At 35.5% G+C, this 20,213-nt stretch carries 8 protein-coding genes and 1 tRNA gene; all 9 read left to right on the top strand.

Annotated elements, in window-relative coordinates:
* Nucleotides 1-40: 40 nt before the first annotated feature.
* The 9 genes from E7Z77_RS03055 (at nt 41) to E7Z77_RS03015 (ending at nt 20,117) form a co-directional block, all read left to right on the top strand.
* On the top strand, nt 41-7,966 hold the full coding sequence (locus tag E7Z77_RS03055) for an Ig-like domain repeat protein (RefSeq protein WP_292750076.1): 7,926 nt from the start codon (nt 41-43) through the stop codon (nt 7,964-7,966).
* Between the two features lie 240 nt (nt 7,967-8,206).
* Entirely contained in the window at nt 8,207-10,399 is a 2,193-nt protein-coding gene (locus tag E7Z77_RS03050; protein WP_292750073.1) for a right-handed parallel beta-helix repeat-containing protein, read from the top strand.
* A 122-nt stretch (nt 10,400-10,521) separates the two neighbouring features.
* Complete coding sequence (locus E7Z77_RS03045; protein WP_292750070.1) at nt 10,522-15,456, top strand: Ig-like domain repeat protein; 4,935 nt, start codon at nt 10,522-10,524, stop codon at nt 15,454-15,456.
* A gap of 255 nt (nt 15,457-15,711) precedes the next feature.
* Entirely contained in the window at nt 15,712-16,125 is a 414-nt protein-coding gene (locus E7Z77_RS03040) for a DUF371 domain-containing protein (RefSeq protein WP_292750067.1), read from the top strand.
* A 59-nt stretch (nt 16,126-16,184) separates the two neighbouring features.
* Nucleotides 16,185-16,268, top strand: a tRNA-Leu gene (locus E7Z77_RS03035).
* A gap of 126 nt (nt 16,269-16,394) precedes the next feature.
* Complete coding sequence (galU, locus tag E7Z77_RS03030; protein ID WP_292750064.1) at nt 16,395-17,246, top strand: UTP--glucose-1-phosphate uridylyltransferase GalU; 852 nt, start codon at nt 16,395-16,397, stop codon at nt 17,244-17,246.
* 2 nt (nt 17,247-17,248) lie between these two features.
* Nucleotides 17,249-18,217 carry an NAD(P)-dependent oxidoreductase gene (locus E7Z77_RS03025; RefSeq protein WP_292750061.1) on the top strand — a complete coding sequence of 323 codons (969 nt, stop codon included), beginning with the start codon at nt 17,249-17,251 and terminating at the stop codon, nt 18,215-18,217.
* Between the two features lies 1 nt (nt 18,218).
* Nucleotides 18,219-18,893: a glycosyltransferase family 2 protein gene (locus tag E7Z77_RS03020; RefSeq protein ID WP_292750058.1), complete on the top strand. Its 675-nt coding sequence runs from the start codon at nt 18,219-18,221 to the stop codon at nt 18,891-18,893.
* Complete coding sequence (locus E7Z77_RS03015; protein ID WP_292750055.1) at nt 18,894-20,117, top strand: aldo/keto reductase; 1,224 nt, start codon at nt 18,894-18,896, stop codon at nt 20,115-20,117.
* Nucleotides 20,118-20,213 lie beyond the last annotated feature (96 nt).

Raw genomic sequence — 20,213 nt, 5'->3', positions numbered from 1 at the left:
TTTTATTGAATATGCTAATTGAATTATAAGGTGTATACTTTTGAAATTTAATAAAATCTTGTTAGTTAGTATAATCTTACTGGCTATCTTAACTTTAGGTGCCGCAAGTGCGGCGGATAATGCAGCTGTCGATGATTTGGCAGTTGCGGGAGATAGTGGGGATTTAAAGATTTCTTCTTCACTTGACGATGGATTAGCCACTGATTGTGGTATCGCTACGGACGATGTTGCTGTCGGTGAAAATGTAACTAAGCTTAAATCTTATAATCAGGAAGTTTTAAGTAATGATGATGCAGTTGTTACTCAGGATTCCTTTTATAACTATTTTGATGATGAGGGTAAATTATTAACTGATGTTACTGCAGATGAACTGATATTACGCGGTGAATTTTCTGATTTAACTGAATATTTAGTCTTTGACAGACCTGTTTCTGTCACTGGTGATGGTGCTGTCTTAAACGATATGGGCATTACCATTTCTGGTGCTGATGTCACTCTAAAAAACTTAACTTTAATAGCTAATGATGTTGAATTCGATTTAAATGATGGTGCTCTTATTTATGTAAGTGGTGAAAATGCCGTTCTTGACGGTTTGACAATTGACTATGCACCGGGCGACAGCTATGATGCATATGCCATTTATATGGATGGGGCAAAGAATTTCCAACTTTTAAACTGTGATGTCAATTTCACAGGATCAAGCCTTGAGGAAAATTATGAATATGCAATGAAAATAATTGATTCCCAGGAAGGTCTCGTTGAAGGAAATGTTATCAGGGCAAACTTGCCTATACTTGATGTTGATTATAATAAAGGAGACCCAGGTCTTGATACTGACTTGGTATTGAATACCGGAATAAAAGATTCCAGTGAAATCGATATAGTTGGCAATACTTTCATTGCCAATGTAATCGGCTGCAATGGTGACTATCCAACCTTGGATTGTGTAATGATTGAAAGCTGTGAAGGTTTAAATATCATTGGCAATACATTCAACGAAACTGATTTTCTCATTGAAGAAGGTAAATCAAATTACCTAAATGTATTGGACATGTACTATTCAAACTCCATGTTGGTACAAGGCAATAAAATCAGTGTAGAAACCAATGGTGGTGCTGAAAATGCAGGTACTTCCTATCCAATCCAACTCACAGGACCTTATGAAGATGTTGTGATTGATGGAAATGATTTATACTCTCGCTGCGGAGGACCTGCATTAGGTATATTTTCCCAAAACTATTATGGGGACACTGAAATAACCGTTAAAAACAATAATATTGACATAACCGGACTTCCAACTTTAGATAATTGGGGTTTGGTTTCAGGAATTGAATTGCAGGATAATGTTGCAAGAGTATATAACAATACAATAAAAACAAAATCAGTAACCGGAACATATAACGAAGGAGATAACCTTTATGGTATCAGCTATGCACAAGCGTTAAATGAAAATCATTGCTATGATATTCAAAATAACACTATTGAAACTGAAGGTAAATACACAATCTATTTGCTTAAAGCACAAGATACCACAATAACCGGAAATTCATTGGCGTCATCTTTATTGGTGGGTGATGATTCAGTATACATTCAGGATGCAAGTGGAAATACAATTATTGAAGATAATACTGGTATCGATACTTCCGATAATATTGTAACTCCTGAAAACTTCTTCAGCTTTTTTGATGATGAGGGTTTCCTATTGGATTCAGTCAACTTTGATGAATTGATATTTAAAGGCGACTTCAGCAATCTTGTTGATATGATAAATCTTGAAAGACCAATTACCATCACAGGCGATGGCGCTGTATTAAATGATATGGCCATAAATATTCTTTCCAGTGGTGTAGCTTTAAATGATTTAGCATTCATTGCAAATAGTGCTTTAGGTAGCTTAATTTATGCTGAAGCTGTTGATGATATTAATTTAACTAATTTAAATATATTTTATGAAGCTCCTGAAGGCGAGGAAGCTGTTGCAATTGACTTTTATCAGGTTAATGATGTCAATATATTAGGTAATGTAATATCCTTTGAAAGTCATGTGACTTCAGATGAGTTGAAAGGAATTGCCCTTCAGCTTGTTGACACTAAGAATGTTGTTGTCAACAACAATGAAATTACAACAAAATTACCATGTGTTTATGTACTAAATTATGACGAGGATTATTACTTGATGGGTTCAAACAATGTTAACCCAGTAAGGCTTAAAGATTGTCATAATCTTATATTTACTTACAACTACATTAATTCCACAACAAATAACTATTCTGCGGAGTTCCCTACAATTCAATCCATATATATCATCGGTTGTCACAACTGTTTATTAGATCACAATACAATTTACATGATTGATGAAATGACTCCTGCAGGAATGGATAACTATCTGTATGGAATAGACTTTGGCAATGATTATAATGTTACATTTTCATATAATACCTTTGTCATGTCCACTAAAGGTGGAAAAGATGCTGCTGGAACCGCTTATGCATTCCAAGGTGTGGAATCTGATGTTATCATTAAAGGAAATAACATTACAAGTATATCCAATGGACCTAACTTAGGTGTTTACGTTGCAAGTATGTTTGGCGAGACTTCAGAATTGCTTATTGAAGATAATTTCATTAATGTAACTGGCTGGGCTTCCAAATCAGGTAATTGGGCATTGGTATCAGGTATTGAAATCCAAAATGGTAATGCAAAAATATACAACAATACCATTTACACATATAATGTAAATGATTATGATGATGATAATTACATGTACGGCATAAGCTATGCACAATGGATGTATGGTGACCGTTCATTTGATATTGAAAACAATACAGTTTATACCGAAGGAAAATACACAATTTCCATAATTGATGCAGATTATTTGATTGCTAATGGAAACACATTATATGCTCATGAATTAAATGGAAGTGATTCAATTGATCCTGGCGATTGTGAAGATGTACAGATTGGAGAAAACTTCCCACCTAGTTTAACAAATATTGTTACTCAAGATAATTTCTATGATTTCTTTGATGAATTCGGTAACTTATTAGATTCTGTCGAATTTGATGAGTTGATTTTCCAAGGCGATTTTGTTGATTTGGTATCCTATATTACAATTGACAGAGCTTTAACAATTACTGGGGATAGTGCTGTATTAAATGATATTGCTTTTATCATTGCAGGTTCTGATGTGACTTTAAACAATATGACTTTAGTTGCTAACAGCAATCTTGGTAATTTAATTGATATTGCTGCTGAAAATGTTGTAATTTCTAATATGAATATTACTTATGTTGTTGATGAAGCGGCTAGTGCTATTAATGTTTATTCTGGAGCTAATAATGTTCAAATATTGAATAACACTATTAACTTTGAAAGCACTGTTGATGAATATGCTGTGGATGAGGTAACTACTGCAATCTGTGCTAACTCTGGCGTCAGTATATTTGATGATGAAGATCCTATCGAAGGTCTTGTAATCGACGGTAATACTATTACTGCTGTTATTCCTGCTTTCTTGGCGGATGTATATGAGAATGAATATTATGTGATGGGATTAAGCGCTGTTAATGGAGTAAGGATTAATGGTGCTGAAGACTTTAAATTCACCAACAACAACTTGGATGTAACCACAAACTGGCTTTACAGAACCACTCCTACTTTCCAGGCATTGTATGTTGCAAGTTCCAGTGGTTTAATCGATGGAAACAACATTTCAATGATTGATACATTCACTCCTGCAGGTAAAGATGTTTACTTGTATGCTGTTGAACTTATTAATGATGAAGAGTTAACCATTTCAAACAATAACTTCAACTTATCCACTACAGGTGGAAAAGATGAAGCAGGTTCAGCATATGCCATTATTGCTATTTCATCTGACTTTGGAGTAGTTGACAACAATATTACCACTGTTTCCAATGGTCCTAACCTTGCGATTTACTTCCCATCTAACATGGGTTCTCCTTGTGATGCCGTAATTACTGGTAACTTCATCAATGTAACTGGTTTAGCAACTGCTGCCCATGATACTGGTCTTGTTTCAGGTATTGAAGTCCAAACAGGAAGTGTCTTAATTGAAGATAATGAAATCTACACTTATAACATTGGAGATTATGATGAAAACAACTATATCTTCGGTATCAGCTATGCTCAATCAGGTGTAAATTCCGAGTTTGAAATAAAAAATAATACTATTTATACTGAAGGTCATTATGCTGTTTCACTCAAATCAGCAAATGATGCAATAATAACCAACAATTATCTTGTCTCTACTGATTTATGCGGTGATGATTCAGTATATATCGGATCAGGCAGTGGAAATGTTGTTGAAGATAACCTTCCTGCTAAATCTTTAGCTAACATTACTGTAGCTGCAGACCCAGTTTGGACTGGTTCCAATGCTACTGTCAGTGTAACTGTCCCTAATGCTACAGGTACTGTTACTATTGAAGTGAATGGTAAATCTTACACTGTTGATTTAGTTGATGGTGTTGCTACATTTGAAGTTGTTGCTGAAGATTTAGTTGATGGTGAAAATATCATAACTGCTACTTATGAAGGTCCTGAATTTGCAACCAGTGAGGCTACTGGTGTGTTATTTGTTGCTGATGGTGTTGTAACTCAAGATACTTACTTATACTACTTCAATCAAGAAGATGATGGTAGATTATTTGATTATGTCCCAGAAGGCGCTACTTTAGACTTCCAAGGAAGCATCATCAATCCTGATACAAATATCATTGTACAAATGAACGTCAACAAACCTGTAAACATTGTAAGTACTACTAAAGATGCTTATGTTGACTTGAACACTACTGCTGGCAGTTTGCTTGGTGAAAGTCCGGGTAACAGTTTTGCTGTAACCAATGGTGGTTCAGGATCCAATGTAACTGGCATTTACTTCCACAACACTCAAGTATGGATTGCAAACACTCATAATGTTGTATTAGACAACATCAGTGTTGTTGTTGAAGACCAAAGAGTAGGTTCTGGTGTTGGAGCTACAAGTATCAGGCAAAACTCAACCAATGTTGTTCTTAAAAACAGTTACTTATACACCAGAAACAACGGTGGATCAACCACATTCACAATGTCCTGGGCTACTAACTGTACTATCGACAACTGTACTGTTAAAGCTGAAGGAAACGTTGGAAACCTGGTTTACTTAAACACCTTCAATGTTCCTGGCGCACCTACTGGCGTACCTTTAAATACCTACAACAAAGTTATTAACAACAAGATTTATGGTAAAGAAGGTTCAGGTATTTCTGTTGGTCTTATGGTAGAAGGTGCAAATAACTTGATTGCTAATAATACTTTGTACAGATCTTCAATCAGTACTTCATTCGGTGGTCAAAACCCTGCTAACAACACTTATGTTGGAAACACTATGACTGATGGTAGCGGTTTAACCGCACTTGCTAATTCCATTGTTTATGGTAACAATGTAAGTGGTGCTTTGTCTACTGGTGCTAATTCTGTTGCTTATGACAATACTGTTGGCGGTAAAATGACTGTTGCTGCTGGTGCCACTGCTTATGATAACACTGTTGGTAATGGTTTAACAACTGGTGGTGCTAATGCTGTTATTGAAAACAACACTATTACTGGTGCTGTTACCATTAATAAAGTTGGAACTACTTTCGTTGGCAATAATGTAACCGGTACTGTAACTGTAAGTGCAAACAATAACGTAATTAAAGAAAACAACATTACCACTACTGGTAATTATGCTGTTGATTTAGGTTCAAAAACCGGAAACAACGTAACCGACAACTTATTAATTGCTAGTGAGTTAAAAGGTGATGCTGCTGTTAAATTCACAAATGCAGACAATGTTGTAGAAAACAACTATCCAGTTACCTCTGATTTAGTAATCAGTGTTGAAGATGTTGTTTATGGTGAAGATGCTGTTGTCAATGTTGAATTCAATCCAAAAGCAACTGGTACAATCGTTGTATCTATTGACGGTACAGATTACACAGTAAATATTACTTCTGAAGGTCAAGGCAGTGCAATCATTCCTGGTTTAGCTGCTAATGATTATGATGTGACTGCTACTTTCACACCTGATAGTGCTTACAGCTTAGATAGTGATGCTAATGCTTCATTCACTGTATTTAAAGCAAATGCAACTATGGAAGCTGCTGCAGATTCTGTTAAAGTTGGTGATGATGTCATAGTCAATGTAACATTCGATAAGGATGATGTCACTGGCACTGTTTCAATCACTGTTGATGGCACTGATTACACTGGTGCTATTGAAGATGGAGCTGCAACTATTGTTATTCCTGGTTTAAGTGCTGGTGAATATGCTGTTGATGTAATATACGCTGGTGATGGCAATTACAATGATACAACTGCAAGTGTTTCATTTGCTGTTGACAAATATGCTGTTGAATTCACTAAAGCTAAAGGTCACCCTGGTAGAGTTGATCAAAACGCTACTGTTGAAGTAATCTTATCCGAAAGCGATGCTACTGGTACTGTTTCCATAATTGTTAACGGTACAGAGTATTCTGCTGAACTCGTTGACGGTAAAGCAATTATTTATGCTCCATTGTTACCTGCAGGAACATACAACTTCGATGTAATCTACTCCGGTGATGGCAAATACGAAAACAACACTGCTCCAATCACTTTCAATGTTAACAAATATTACCCAACAATGAAAGCAACCGCAGATGATGTGCAAGTGGATGAAAACGCAATCGCAAATGTTGTTTTACCTAGCGATGCAACCGGAACTGTTACTATTACTGTTGACGGCATAGACTACACTGCTGATGTAGTTGACGGTGCAGCAACTGTCGAACTTCCAGTAATATCAGAAGCTGGAAAACAAGCATTTACTGTATCATACAGTGGAGACGACAAATACAGACCGCAAACCACAACTGTAAAATACAACGTCAATAAAATTAATGCTACCATTAAGGCAACTGCCCGTACAGTTAAATTAGGAAACAACGTAACTGTAAACGTTGTATTACCTAGCGATGCAACCGGTGAAGTATCAATTACTATCAATGGTACAAGTTACACTGGTGCTGCTGAAGTTGGTGCTGCAACAATTATCATCCCTGATTTAGGTGTAGGTCAATATGCATTGCCTGTAGACTACGCTGGTGATGGCAAATACAATGCTGCAAATACTACAGTAACATTCAATGTAAACAAACAAACCACAAGCATAAAAGCAACCGCAAGAACTGTTAAAGTTGGTGACGACGTAACTGTCAACGTTGCTTTAGCAAGTGATGCAACTGGAACTGTTGCAATAGACATTAATGGTACTGAATACACTGCTGAAGTTGAAAATGGTGCTGCTGCTATTGTTATTCCAGGTTTACCATATGGACAATATGCATTTGATGTGGTCTACAGTGGAGATGACAAATACAAAGCAAGAACCACTACCGTAACATTTAATGTTAACAAACAATCAACAACCATGAAAGCAACTGCAAGAACTGTTAAAGTTGGTGACGACGTAACAGTCAATGTTGCTTTAGCAAGCGACGTAACAGGTGATGTAATCATCACAGTCGATGGCGTGGATTACACTGCTACTGTCGTTGATGGTGTTGCAACAATTGTAATTCCTGACTTACCTGCTGGTCAATATGCATTGGATGTGAAATACAGTGGTGACGACAAGTATAAAAACCAATCCACAACTGTAAAATTCAACGTCAACAAATACAACGTAAAAATGAAAGTTACCGCTAAATACTATGTAGATGGAGATTATTCTATTGTTAGTGTAACTTTATCTGATGATGCAACCGGTAGTGTTTCAGTTGAAGTAAATGGAAACAATTACACAACAAATGTTGTAGATGGCAGTGCCTTAATTGCTATTTCAAAATTACCTGCCGGTGATTATCCATTGAATGTTGTATACAGTGGTGACGCTAAATACAAAGAATACACAGTTGCAACAACACTTAAAGTAGTAAAATAAACACAAAAATAATTTAAAATAATAAAAGGGTATTTCACTCTTTTATTATGATTTTCTTTTTTTTCAATAATATTTTATAAAAAATTAATGAAAACTTTATAAACTATTTTTTATATATAATCTACTATCTTTAAACGATTTTTAAATTATATTTGATAAAATGTATTTTTTAATTATCTAAAGATAATCACTTTTAATGGAGGTGAAAATATAAGGCTAAATCGAAAATTGATATTGGGATTGATCATAGTTATCAGTTTATGTTTGATTTCTTCTGTTTCGGCAGTTGATTTAAATGAAAATTCAAACAATATCACTAAAGAAAAGTTATCCATAGCAAATGAATCCAAATTGGCTGGTGTTTTTGATGTAGAAGTTCCTGATGTTCCAGATTTGATTGCTAATGAAACAGTTTACATCAATTCTCAAAATATTGATGATTATTTTGTGGATGGTGTTTTACCTGTTTATCATTCAAATAAGACATTCATTATCACAGAAGATTTTGAAAACTTGGGCAAATTGAATATTAATGCCAGCAATGTTGTCATCAGTGGAACTGGATACACATTGAGAAATACAGTATTTGAATTGGATGCGAATAATATTACTTTAAAAGATTTGACTATGGATTTGGACAGTGAATTTGATAATAATGATGGTGCTGGAGTATTGGTTTATTCCGATAATGCAAATCTGATAAATCTTGATATTAATTATATCGTACCAACAAATGTAGAAGCGTATGGTATTTTAGCCGAAGGAACTTCCAATAAACCAATTAGAAATCTTAGATTAATTAACTCCAAAGTAAACTTTGAAGGTCATAACAATGATGTGAACGTTTATAATTGTGCAGTTAAATTATCTAATTCTAATAATGCTTTAATTGAGAACAATACTATCAGTTCAGCATTACCTCTAAAAGATATTATATTTGGTCCAAATGGGGCTGAATTGGCATCTGATTTAGTATTGACCGTAGGTATTGAAAATTCACATAATTTGTCATTTATAGGAAATACCTTATTTTCAGAGGTTAATAAAAGACCAGATACAAAATATCCTTCTCTGGATTGTATGTTGATTTCAAAATCAGATTATGGATTAATTGCAAATAATTCCATATTCATGTCTGACTTTTTGACATATCCGGGTGTTGATAATTATCTCTATGGGTTAGATATTTACGACTTAAATAATTTGACCGTAATTGGAAATAATATCACAATCATTACAACTGGAGGTAAGCTTGCTGCGGGTACTGCATATCCTATTCAGATTACAGGTCCTATTTCTGATGTAAATGTGACTAAAAATGATTTATATTCATTTTCAAACGGACCTAACATAGGAATTTATTCTCAAAATTTCTATGGGTCAACTTCATTATCCATTACAGAAAATGTTATTAATGTTACAGGTCTGGCAGGTGCTCATGAATGGGCATTGGTGGCAGGAATTGAATCACAGGATTCCAATTCTGTAATTTACAATAACACAATAGAAGTGCACAGCGTCGGTGCTGTTACAGTTGATGACAATTTATTTGGAATTAGTTATCGCCAAAGTACATCCGGTGATCATAAGTATGATATCCAGAACAATACAATATTCAGCGATGGTTATTATTCAGTAAACTTGTTAAGCTCTGTCGATTCAAAAATTTTCAATAACTTGTTGGTCTCCTATAATCCAAATGTGGATCCAACCAAAAGCGGATATAAATATGGAGACATTTCCCAACATAGGAATATGGAATTTTTCAACAACAGAGTAATGAAGGCATTTGACTATTTTGCATCTCTTCAAAACAATGTCGATAATGGAAACATTTTCAATTATAATCCTGAAAATGAAAAGGATCTCTCAAATAAGGTTGACGGTAGCAAAATATCTGGCGAAAAGAACAATAATCCATATTCATTCAACCCGTTAATTCCGGGAACTTCCGATAAATATGGTGGAGAAGACGGAGATGACCAATGGTGGAATCCTGTTAATGGCAATTCCAATGGTAATGGTGATAATTCAAAAGGTTCTGGAGACGGTAAAGGCTCTTCTTCTGGAAATTCATCCAATTCCCGTTACACATCATTAAAAGATGTATTGCTCAATTATATCAATTCCAATACTGAGGACGGTGAAGTAAACACTACCTCCTATAATGGGCAGGCTACCAGATACGAATATACTAATGAATCTGATGTAACCCCTTCATCTGAAGGAGAAGAAGGTCTTGCAAGCCAATCTAAATCTGCAAGAAGTTTAGATTCACCGCAAGCTGGAGATTCAGCAAGTGTTAGCAAAAAAGTTTACGAAATAGATGAAAAAAATGAGATTGATAAGTTTATCCCATCAGTATTTTTCATCATTCCTATCATGATTCTGTTGTTTATTGGAATTAGGCGTAAGAAATCAAATTTAAATTAAATTAGTCTCAGACTAATTTTCCTTTTTTTCTATTTTTATCCTATTTTTCAGATATTTTTATATATTATATTTTTCAAAACTAATCATATTGGCGACAAAAAATTAGTATAGAGGTATTTAATTTGAAATATAATAGGATTATTCTAATGATTTCCATTGTCATGATATTGTTTACATTAACTGCGGTCAATGCTAGTGATGTGGATGATAATCAGACAGATGTTCTGTCTTTGGATGATGGGAATTATGGAAATGTTTTAACGGAAACTCAAAGTTCCATTTATGTTGACAATATAAATGGTGTTGATTCAAATAATGGGTATTCTGAAGATTCATCACTCAAGACTATTTCAAGTGCATATTCAAAAGCCAAGAACGGCGATACGATTTATCTATCTGATGGTGTTTATTCAGGTTCAAAAAATACCAAAATAACCATAAAGAAATCAATTAGTTTTGTGGGTGGCGAGAATACCGTTATTGATGGAAAAAATGTGAATTATCTTTTTGTTGTAGATAATAATGTTAAAGTCACATTCAAGAATATAAAATTCATCAATTCTTACAAATCTCCGGCATCAATATCCAACACATATGATGGTGTGGTTTATGGTGCTGCATTGCAGATAAAAAAAGCAACTGTAAATGTGGAGGGCTGTTCTTTCATTAACAGCTGCTTAGCTTATGGCAATTCTTACGTTTATGGTGGTGCAATAAGCAATTTTGGTGATTTGACAATTTCAGATTCTTATTTTGAAAATAATATTGCACTATCCGATTCAGGTCTTTTCTCTTATGGGGGATCAATCTATAATAACGGAAAAGCATCAATAAATAACACAGTATTTAATAGCTCAAAAAGCATAGATTTCGGTTATGGTGCAGGAATAGCAAATGATGGGCAATTGGTAATGGAAAACAGCTTGATTTCCAATTCTCATGCAACACATGAAACAAAAGGATCAGCAATCTACAATACAGGAAGCTTCATCTTATTGAATTCAATTGTTGAGAATAACTATATTGAACAGGCAAATTTCAGATTTATTTATGGCGCAATCTATAATTCAGGTAATTTTACTGCTAGAGGGTCAATATTCAGGAACAATACTGCCTTTTGTGAAAAAAACAAGCAAGGTTACTTAGGTTCTTCAACTATTTACAACAGCGGAAATTTAAACTTGACTTATAATGCATTTATAGATAACTTCCAGGGCAGCGGAGTTTATAGTGGTGTATTCTTCAACGCAGGTGATGCGATTTCATTGGATAACAATTGGTGGGGAACTAATGAAAACCCTTATGAAGCAGGATTCATTGTAAACAATGATAAGATTAACACCTGGTTGACTTTGAAAATTACTCCGGAATACTCAAAAGTAAATATCAGTGATTTTACACGCGTTATTGTCTCATGGTCAGATAATTTAAATCAAATACCTCAAATTAACTTGTTCCCTGTACTTGACGTGACTTTTGAAACTTCAACAGGTCAAAAATTAACAAGAGATTTTATAAATGGAAAAACCAGTTATAAATTTAGCTATACTCAAAATAAAGGCCAATATTATATGAATGTAACATTAGGAAGCTTTTCAAAACAGGTTGTTATAGATGTTGGTAAGAAAATGACATATCTTAAGGTCGTAACCAATAACAACATCCTTTTCAATGACACCCTTAAAATCAATATCACTGTATTTGGTGAGGATAAGCGTACCGTAACAGGTGTTGTTTCTGTTGTTTATGATAAAAAAACCTATAAACTCGATTTATCAAATAGAAATGCTTACCTTGAAATCAATAACCTGAATCCTGGCAAATTTTCATTGGATGTCAGTTATGAGGGTAATGGCAACTACTTCAAGGAGTTCTACACTAAAAACATCAGAGTCAAAAAGTTGCCTGTTAAACTGTCTTTAAGAACTCCGGAAATTAAAATAGGTGAGAATGGGGTTGCTGTCGCTACTTTACTTCCTAAAGGCGTGCAAGGTCAGGCAATTCTATATATCAATGGAGAACGTAAAAAGATTGTTAATTTATACAATGGAGATACATCAATTCCTTTAAAGAATTTTGACAGCGGCGAATATGAGCTTTTGCTTGAATTTGTCGAAACAAGCAAATATCGCTCAGCCAATGCAAGTTCAATCTTTAAAGTGACAAGATATGCTTCTTCAATGAATGTTACTGCAAATGATATTATGGTAGGTGAAGATGCAATAATCACTGTTGACGTCAGTCCTGATGATTTAAGGGGTGAAGCGAAACTAATAATTAATGATCATACGGAATCAATTTATCTTGATGGTGTTTCTACAAATGTGACATTGTCCAACTTGGAAGCTGGAAACTACACAGTTACCGTGCTCTATGACGGATACTCCAAGTTTTATCCGGCAAACGCATCCACCAGTTTCAGCGTTTTAAAGACCCCTTCAAGATTAAACGTAAAAATCACACAGAATGAAAAGGACTATAACGGAACAATAACAGTAAAGACCACACCGAAAGAGTGTACAGGTGTTGTCGGAGTTTATATTAACTATAAGCATTATGCCTTAAATCTTACAAACGGACAAGCCAAATTCGATGTGGAATTTGACAGGGGATCCAACCTCATATTCGTTTACTATGAAGGTGATGCCTATTACATGGAATCCAACTGGAATACCACAATTGGTGTTGCAGATAAGTTCATTTTCATAGGTAAGAATGCAACAGGATGGAACTATAATGATTTCGAATATGCCGTTAGAATTGTGGAAGAAAACGGTGTTCCAATTAAAAATGCTGAAGTTACAGTCAAATTAGGCGATAAGCAATATAAGATTAAAACAGATAACGGCGGTTTTGCTTATTTGACTTTAAACCTGCCTACAGGCAAGTATACAGTCAGCTCCACTTATAATAAGGTGACAATCCAGAATACTCTGACTGTTAATGATATCGTATTTAACTTAACTACAAATGACATCATTTATGGCGATGAGGAGATTATAGAAGCCGATTTCGACAGGGGAATAACAGGCAAAGTCAACTTCGTAATCTCAGGATTTTTAAATGTGACTGTTGACATTTTCAACGGCAAGGCTGATTACATCATGCCTAACCTGAATGCCAAGAATTATGTCGTAAAGGCAACATATCTCAATAAATTCTTCACTTCAAAAGTGGTCAGAAGCGGATTCGTCGTTTCGAAAGCTGATTTGAATCCTAATGTGACTTTCATGAATCTGACTTCCAGAAATAATCCAATAATAACTGTTTCAGATCTTGAAGACGCTACAGGAAAAGTGATTTTCAATGTAATCGGCAAACAGTACTCAAAAACCATTGTAAATTCCCAATGCAGCTTGACATTGCCTAAACAAAGTGCAGGCAAGTACGATGTGACTGTTACCTACGCAGGAAATAAAAATTACAATAATTTCACATATAATACGGCGTTTTACATAAGTGAATTTTCAACTGATGTTATCTTAAAGATAAATAACGCTGTCTATGGCAAAAACTTAATTGCAACTGCAACTCTCAATAGCAATGCAACTGGAATAGTTAGATTCAGTGTGGAAGATAGGTCAGAAGATGTTAAAATCAGTAAAGGGGTAGCCAAATGGAAGTTTTCAGGAATTGATGTGGGTTCTCATGAAATCACTGCAACTTATTTGGGTGATAATTATTATTCCTCATCAAGCAATTCCACATCATTCAGTGTGTCTAAAGCGAAATCCAGCATTGTTTTATATACTGAAGAAGTAGTTTTAAATGAAAACATCAGAATATATGCTAATTTAAGTGAAAACGCTACCGGAAAAGTGTTATACAGTATGAATGGATATTATTCTCCAAGATACAAAGGAATTGAGGGTTCAAGATCAATGTGGTATATTTCCCCATTGACAACCGGAGAATATACTGTAATAGCTGTCTATGACGGTGACAATAACTATTATGGGTCTAACACAACTTTCATATTAAAAGTTACCCAAAAAAGAGCCAAATTGATTGTGGATATCAATGATGCAGGTTTGAATGATAGGGTCATGGCCAACATCAGGCTAAAAACAAGCGATGGTCTGGGAATTTCAGATTATATAGTCCTCAATGTTGGAGGTAAATCCTACAATGTATATGTTGATGATGGTGAAGCATCATTAGTCATCGGTAAAATGGCCAAAGGCAACTATTCATTCGAAGCAAGTTATGCAGGCAATAAATATTACTCAAAAAGTATCTCAAAAGGACAGTTTGAAGTTAAGGACACACTTTTGGATGTCGATTTGTCTGCAGATGATGTTGTTAAATATTACAAAGGAAATGAAAAACTTGTTATTTCCCTATTGACCGTCAAAGGTAAGCCAATCGTTGGTGAAACCATTAAGGTCAAAATCAAAGGCAGCAGCTATGAAGTAGTTAGTGACAAAAACGGTAAGGCTTCAGTTTCATTGGACTTTAACAGCGGAGATTATACTGCATTCATTACCTTTGACGAGACAGATTCATATCATGGCGCTTCAACAAATGCTTCAATTACAATTTTAAGAACTGTTGATGGAATTGACTTGAATATGTTATATGGCAGCGCAAGCCAATACTTTGCAATATTCAGTGATTCAACCGGAAAGGTTCTGGGTAATACAGAGGTCACATTCACAATCGGTGACAAATCATTGACAGTTAAGACAATGCCTAATGGTATTGCCAAATTGAGCATTGACATCAGCCCAGGATCTTACAAGATTTCAACAAAAAATCCTGTTACAGGAGAAACTAATACCAACAAGATATTTGTCTTCAAGTATCTGATGGTGAATAAGGATGTCACCAAGTATTATCATGACACCAATTATTACAAGGTTCGTGCCTTTGATGATAATGGTAATCCTGCTGCAGGTCAAATTGTTAAAATGCAAGTTGATGGCAAAACATATAATATCAAAACTGATGATAAGGGATTTGCTTATTTGAATGTTGATTTAATGCCGGGCACATATACTGTTAAGGCAACATATAATGGATTCACAGTTACAAATAAGATAACTGTAAAATCCTGATTTGTGATTAAATTCACAGGTGGAGGGTTGAAAAACCAGGCGTGACATCGCCGAAGATATTCAACTTTCCTTATTTTTATTTTTTTCATGTAGATATCAGAACTTCAATTATCTGCTTTTTATCCTCAAAATTATTTTTTCATAATTCTTTTCAATAATTTTAATATTTTAATCATAAACCTTTTAAATAATTGAACCTTCATTAAAGTAAATGCAATGAAAAATTATATTAATTTTTTTAACTAATTATTAATTATGATTTTTAAGATTAGGACAAAGGGTCATGAAAATGTCACTTCACATCACAGGTCTACATTTGAGATTACAAAGGATGTTGAAATTGGTCCGACTGCAGATTGCATTGTGGGAGTCGACATGGACAAGTCAATGTTGGATTTTCCTGAGGAGTTTAAAGAAAAGATTGCAAATTCAGATACTAAAATTCTCGTTGTCCTGGATACTGAAAACGGGCACGATGAAATTGTGGGATATGGCCACGAGGATTTGACATTGACACATCCGACTGATATCGTCTGCAGAACAAGCGATTATACATGTTCACGCACATTAATGATAAGGGCAAATAAATCGGCAGCGGATCTTGATGAGAATTTGGTTGAAGATTTAAAAAATAAAAAAATCATGGATGTTACCATAAAATTGTGCTAAAAATAGTTAACTTTATATAATGTGAAAAATATATTCTTTGATAACTACTTTTGTTTTATGCGGGGGTGGTCGAGCGGTCAAAGGCGCTAGGTTGAGGGCCTAGTGGGTCAGTCCCTTCGCGGGTTCAAGTCCCGTCTCCCGCACTACTAATTACTTATTTTTTAATTAATTTTCTTTATTTCACTGATTTTTTAATTTTAAAGGGCTAATATATTTATAATAATTAAAATAAAAATCATATTTAATATAAAATGATATGGTGATAAATTATGAAAGCTGTAATTCCAGCAGCAGGTTTTGGAACAAGATTTTTACCTGCTACTAAGGCACAACCTAAGGAAATGTTGCCGGTATTCGATAAGCCAACCATTCAATACGTAATTGAAGAGGCGGTAGCTTCAGGAATTGATGATATTATAATCGTTACCGGTAGGAATAAAAGGTCTATTGAAGACCATTTCGATAAATCTTTTGAACTTGAACAGACTTTGCAGAGTGCTGGTAAGGATGACCGTTTAAAGCAGGTCAGGGCAATCACAGATTTGGCGGATATATGTTATGTCAGGCAAAAAGAGCAGAAAGGTCTTGGTGATGCCATTTATTGTGCGAAAAAGCATATTAATGACCAGCCGTTTGCAGTAATGCTTGGTGATTCAATTACCAAAGGAGCTGTTCCCTGCACAAAACAGTTGATTGATGTTTTCAATAAGTATGGAGCTTCAGCAATTTCCCTTGAAGAGGTACCGAAAGAGAAAGTGGAAAGATATGGTATCATTAAAGGTGTTGAGGTCGAAAAGAATATTTACAAAATTGACAAATTGGTTGAAAAGCCATTGATGCATCAGGCACCATCTAATCTGGCTATTATGGGACGTTATGTCTTAACACCTGATATTTTTGACAAGATTGATGAAACAGAACCCGGTGTCGGCGGTGAAATTCAGCTTACAGACGCATTGTCCAAACTGGATGCGATTTATGGAAATACTTTTGAAGGAAAAACATACGATATCGGAAACCGTTTGGAATGGTTAAAAACTTCAATAGAATTTGCAATGGATGATCCTGAATCTAAAGATTCCTTGATTGAATACATGAAAGAGCTTGTTAATGTGGAGTAAACATGGAAACCCAAAGGATATTGGTCACCGGAGGCAGCGGATTTATAGGCACTAATCTGGTAAATGAACTCCTGGAACGGGGCCATGAAGTTCTGGCCGTAGACTTGCTGCATCATGAAGGCGAAGCGGATCTATATTCCGATGAATATTCAGGTTATGTGAGGGGAGACGTCAGGAACTATCGCCAGATGGAGAGAATTTTCGATGACAACGACAAGTTTGATTATGTATACCATCTTGCTGCGGAATATGGGCGATGGAATGGCGAAGGATACTATGAAAACCTCTGGGAAACCAACGTAATAGGCTTGAAGAATATGATACGCCTTCAGGAAAAGCTTGACTTCAGGATGATTTCATTTTCTTCAGCTGAAGTATACGGGGATTATGAAGGAATCATGAGCGAAGATGTAATGGAAAACGTTCCGATTTCCCAGACTTACCAGATGAATGATTATGCCATTTCAAAATGGGCCGGAGAATTGATGTGCATGAATTCAGCAACAATGTTCGGCACAGAAACCGTTCGCGTAAGGCCTGTTAACTGCTATGGACCTCATGAAGTTTATTCACCATATAAGGGTTTCATACCAATTTTCATCTATAAGGCTTTGCACGGGCTTCCGTATTCAGTTCACATGGGTCACAAAAGAATAATCGATTATGTTGGGGATACCGTAAGAACCTTTGCAAACATTGTCGATAACTTCATTCCTGGTGAAGTCTATAACGTTGGAAGCAAACAGGAATGGGAAAGGGATATTAAACAGTATTCTGACATGGTTTTGGATGCTGTAGGCATTGACGATTCCCTTGTAACATACACTCCTGCCGAAGAGTTCACAACAAAAGTTAAAACCATTGACTTTTCAAAAGCTATTCGCGACTTAAAACATGATCCTAAGGTTCCTCCTGAAGAGGGCATTAAAAGAACCGTCGAATGGATGAAAGATTATTATAGAATAGAATAAAATGAAATCGATTGTTATCATTCCCGCATTCAATGAAGAAGCGGCCATTGGGGGTGTCGTGAAAAAATCACTTCAATATGCCGATGAAGTTTTGGTGGTTGATGACGGAAGCAGCGACAACACTTCCCAGATTGCCAGGGATTCAGGTGCACTTCTTTTAAGCCATCCCGCCAATTGCGGCAAAGGTGGTTCCCTGAAGGATGCGTTCAAGAAAGCGGAAGGCTATGACATCGTTGTTACAATCGACGGTGACGGACAGCATAACCCCGATGAAATTCCATTATTGATCAAACCTATTGAAGAGGGCAAGGCAGACTTTGTAAACGGCAGTAGATATTTGAATGGATTTGATGATAATACTCCGGCTTACAGGCGTGTCGGTCAAACTGTTTTGGATATAGCTACAAACGTCACTGCAGGAACACATCTCACAGATTCTCAGAGCGGATTTCGCGCATTCAGGGGAGATACTATTTCATGCTATAAATTCAGGGATCCGGGATTTGGAATTGAAAGTGAAATGATAGCAGATGCCAGTGAAAACAATTTGAGAATTCTTGAAGTTCCGATAACCGTAAGCTATGATGTTGAAAATTCCTCATCAAAAGGCCCCGTAACCCATGGTGTTGGGGTGCTGGTTAAGATTATTAAAGATAAAATTATACGAATGATTTAAATGCAGAATAGAATTATCACAAAAACGGGCGATGAGATATCTCCATTGGGATTTGGAGCTATGAGATTGCCACAGAAAAACGGTAAAATTGACAGAAATGCGGCACGGGAACTAATTTACTATGCAATTGACAATGGCGTTAATTTCATAGATACAGCTTATTTATATGGGGACAGCGAGACCTTTTTAGGTGAGATTTTAACTCCTGAAATCAGATCAAAAATCAAGCTATGCACAAAGCTTCCGTCAATTCATGTTCGAAAATATGAAGATATGGAAACTATTCTGGACGAACAGCTCAACAGACTTCAAATCGATTGCATAGATTATTATCTTATCCATGCAGTTGATTTAAAGACAATAAACCGTTTGATTAAAAGGGATTTGATTAAATTCCTCAACAAGGCAAAAGCAGATGGCAAGATTAGGCACACTGGCTTTTCCTATCACGGCCCCAGGGAAGATTTTGAAACTGTTATCGATGCATATGACTGGGATGTCGTAATGATTCAGTATAATTACTTTGATGAAAATGTTCAGGCCAGTGCAGAGGGAATTGAATATGCAGCATCAAAGGGAATGGGTATTCTGGTAATGGAACCGTTAAAAGGTGGAATTTTAGCCGGAAGAATGCCTAAAGAAGCTGAAGAAATTTTTAAAAAAGCAAATCCAAATAAAAGCAATGCTCAGTGGGCTATGGAATGGGTTTTAAATAATGGAAATATCACCTGTGTTCTGTCTGGAATGAATAGCTTAGAGCAGTTGGATGACAATCTGGATATTGCAGGAAAGACCACTCCTCTATCAATGAGTTTTGAGGATATGGAAACAATTGAGCTTGTTAAAAGGGTTATGAGAAACTCACTAAAGATTAACTGCTCCACCTGCGGTTACTGCATGCCATGTCCGCAGGGCGTCAATATTCCTACATGCCTGAGAATCTATAATGAAAAATATTTATTCAATCATAAAGGATTTGTCAATCAGTCTCTGATAGACTATTACCAGTATGCCGGTGGAATCATGGGCAATGAGGGAAATGCAGGATTGTGCAATGGATGCGGGAAATGCTTAAGGAAGTGCCCTCAGAAACTGGATATTGTAAGTGAATTGAAAACTGTGAAAAAGGAGTTTGAGTTTCCGGGATTCAAGTATATCCTTTTGTTCGTTCAGCATATCGGATTTCCAATTTACAGGCATGTAGTCAGGATTTTAAATCGCTGATTTTTTTCTTTTTTTCGTGGTCATGTCCGGTTCAGCAAAGTTTCAATAAAGGTGGAAGTTCAGATAATACTATTATATACTTCAAAAATTAGAATA

The sequence above is a fragment of the Methanobrevibacter sp. genome (assembly GCF_015062985.1).
In the GTDB taxonomy this organism is placed as follows: Archaea; Methanobacteriota; Methanobacteria; order Methanobacteriales; family Methanobacteriaceae; genus Methanocatella.
This window is presented reverse-complemented; position numbering and strand designations above follow the sequence as displayed.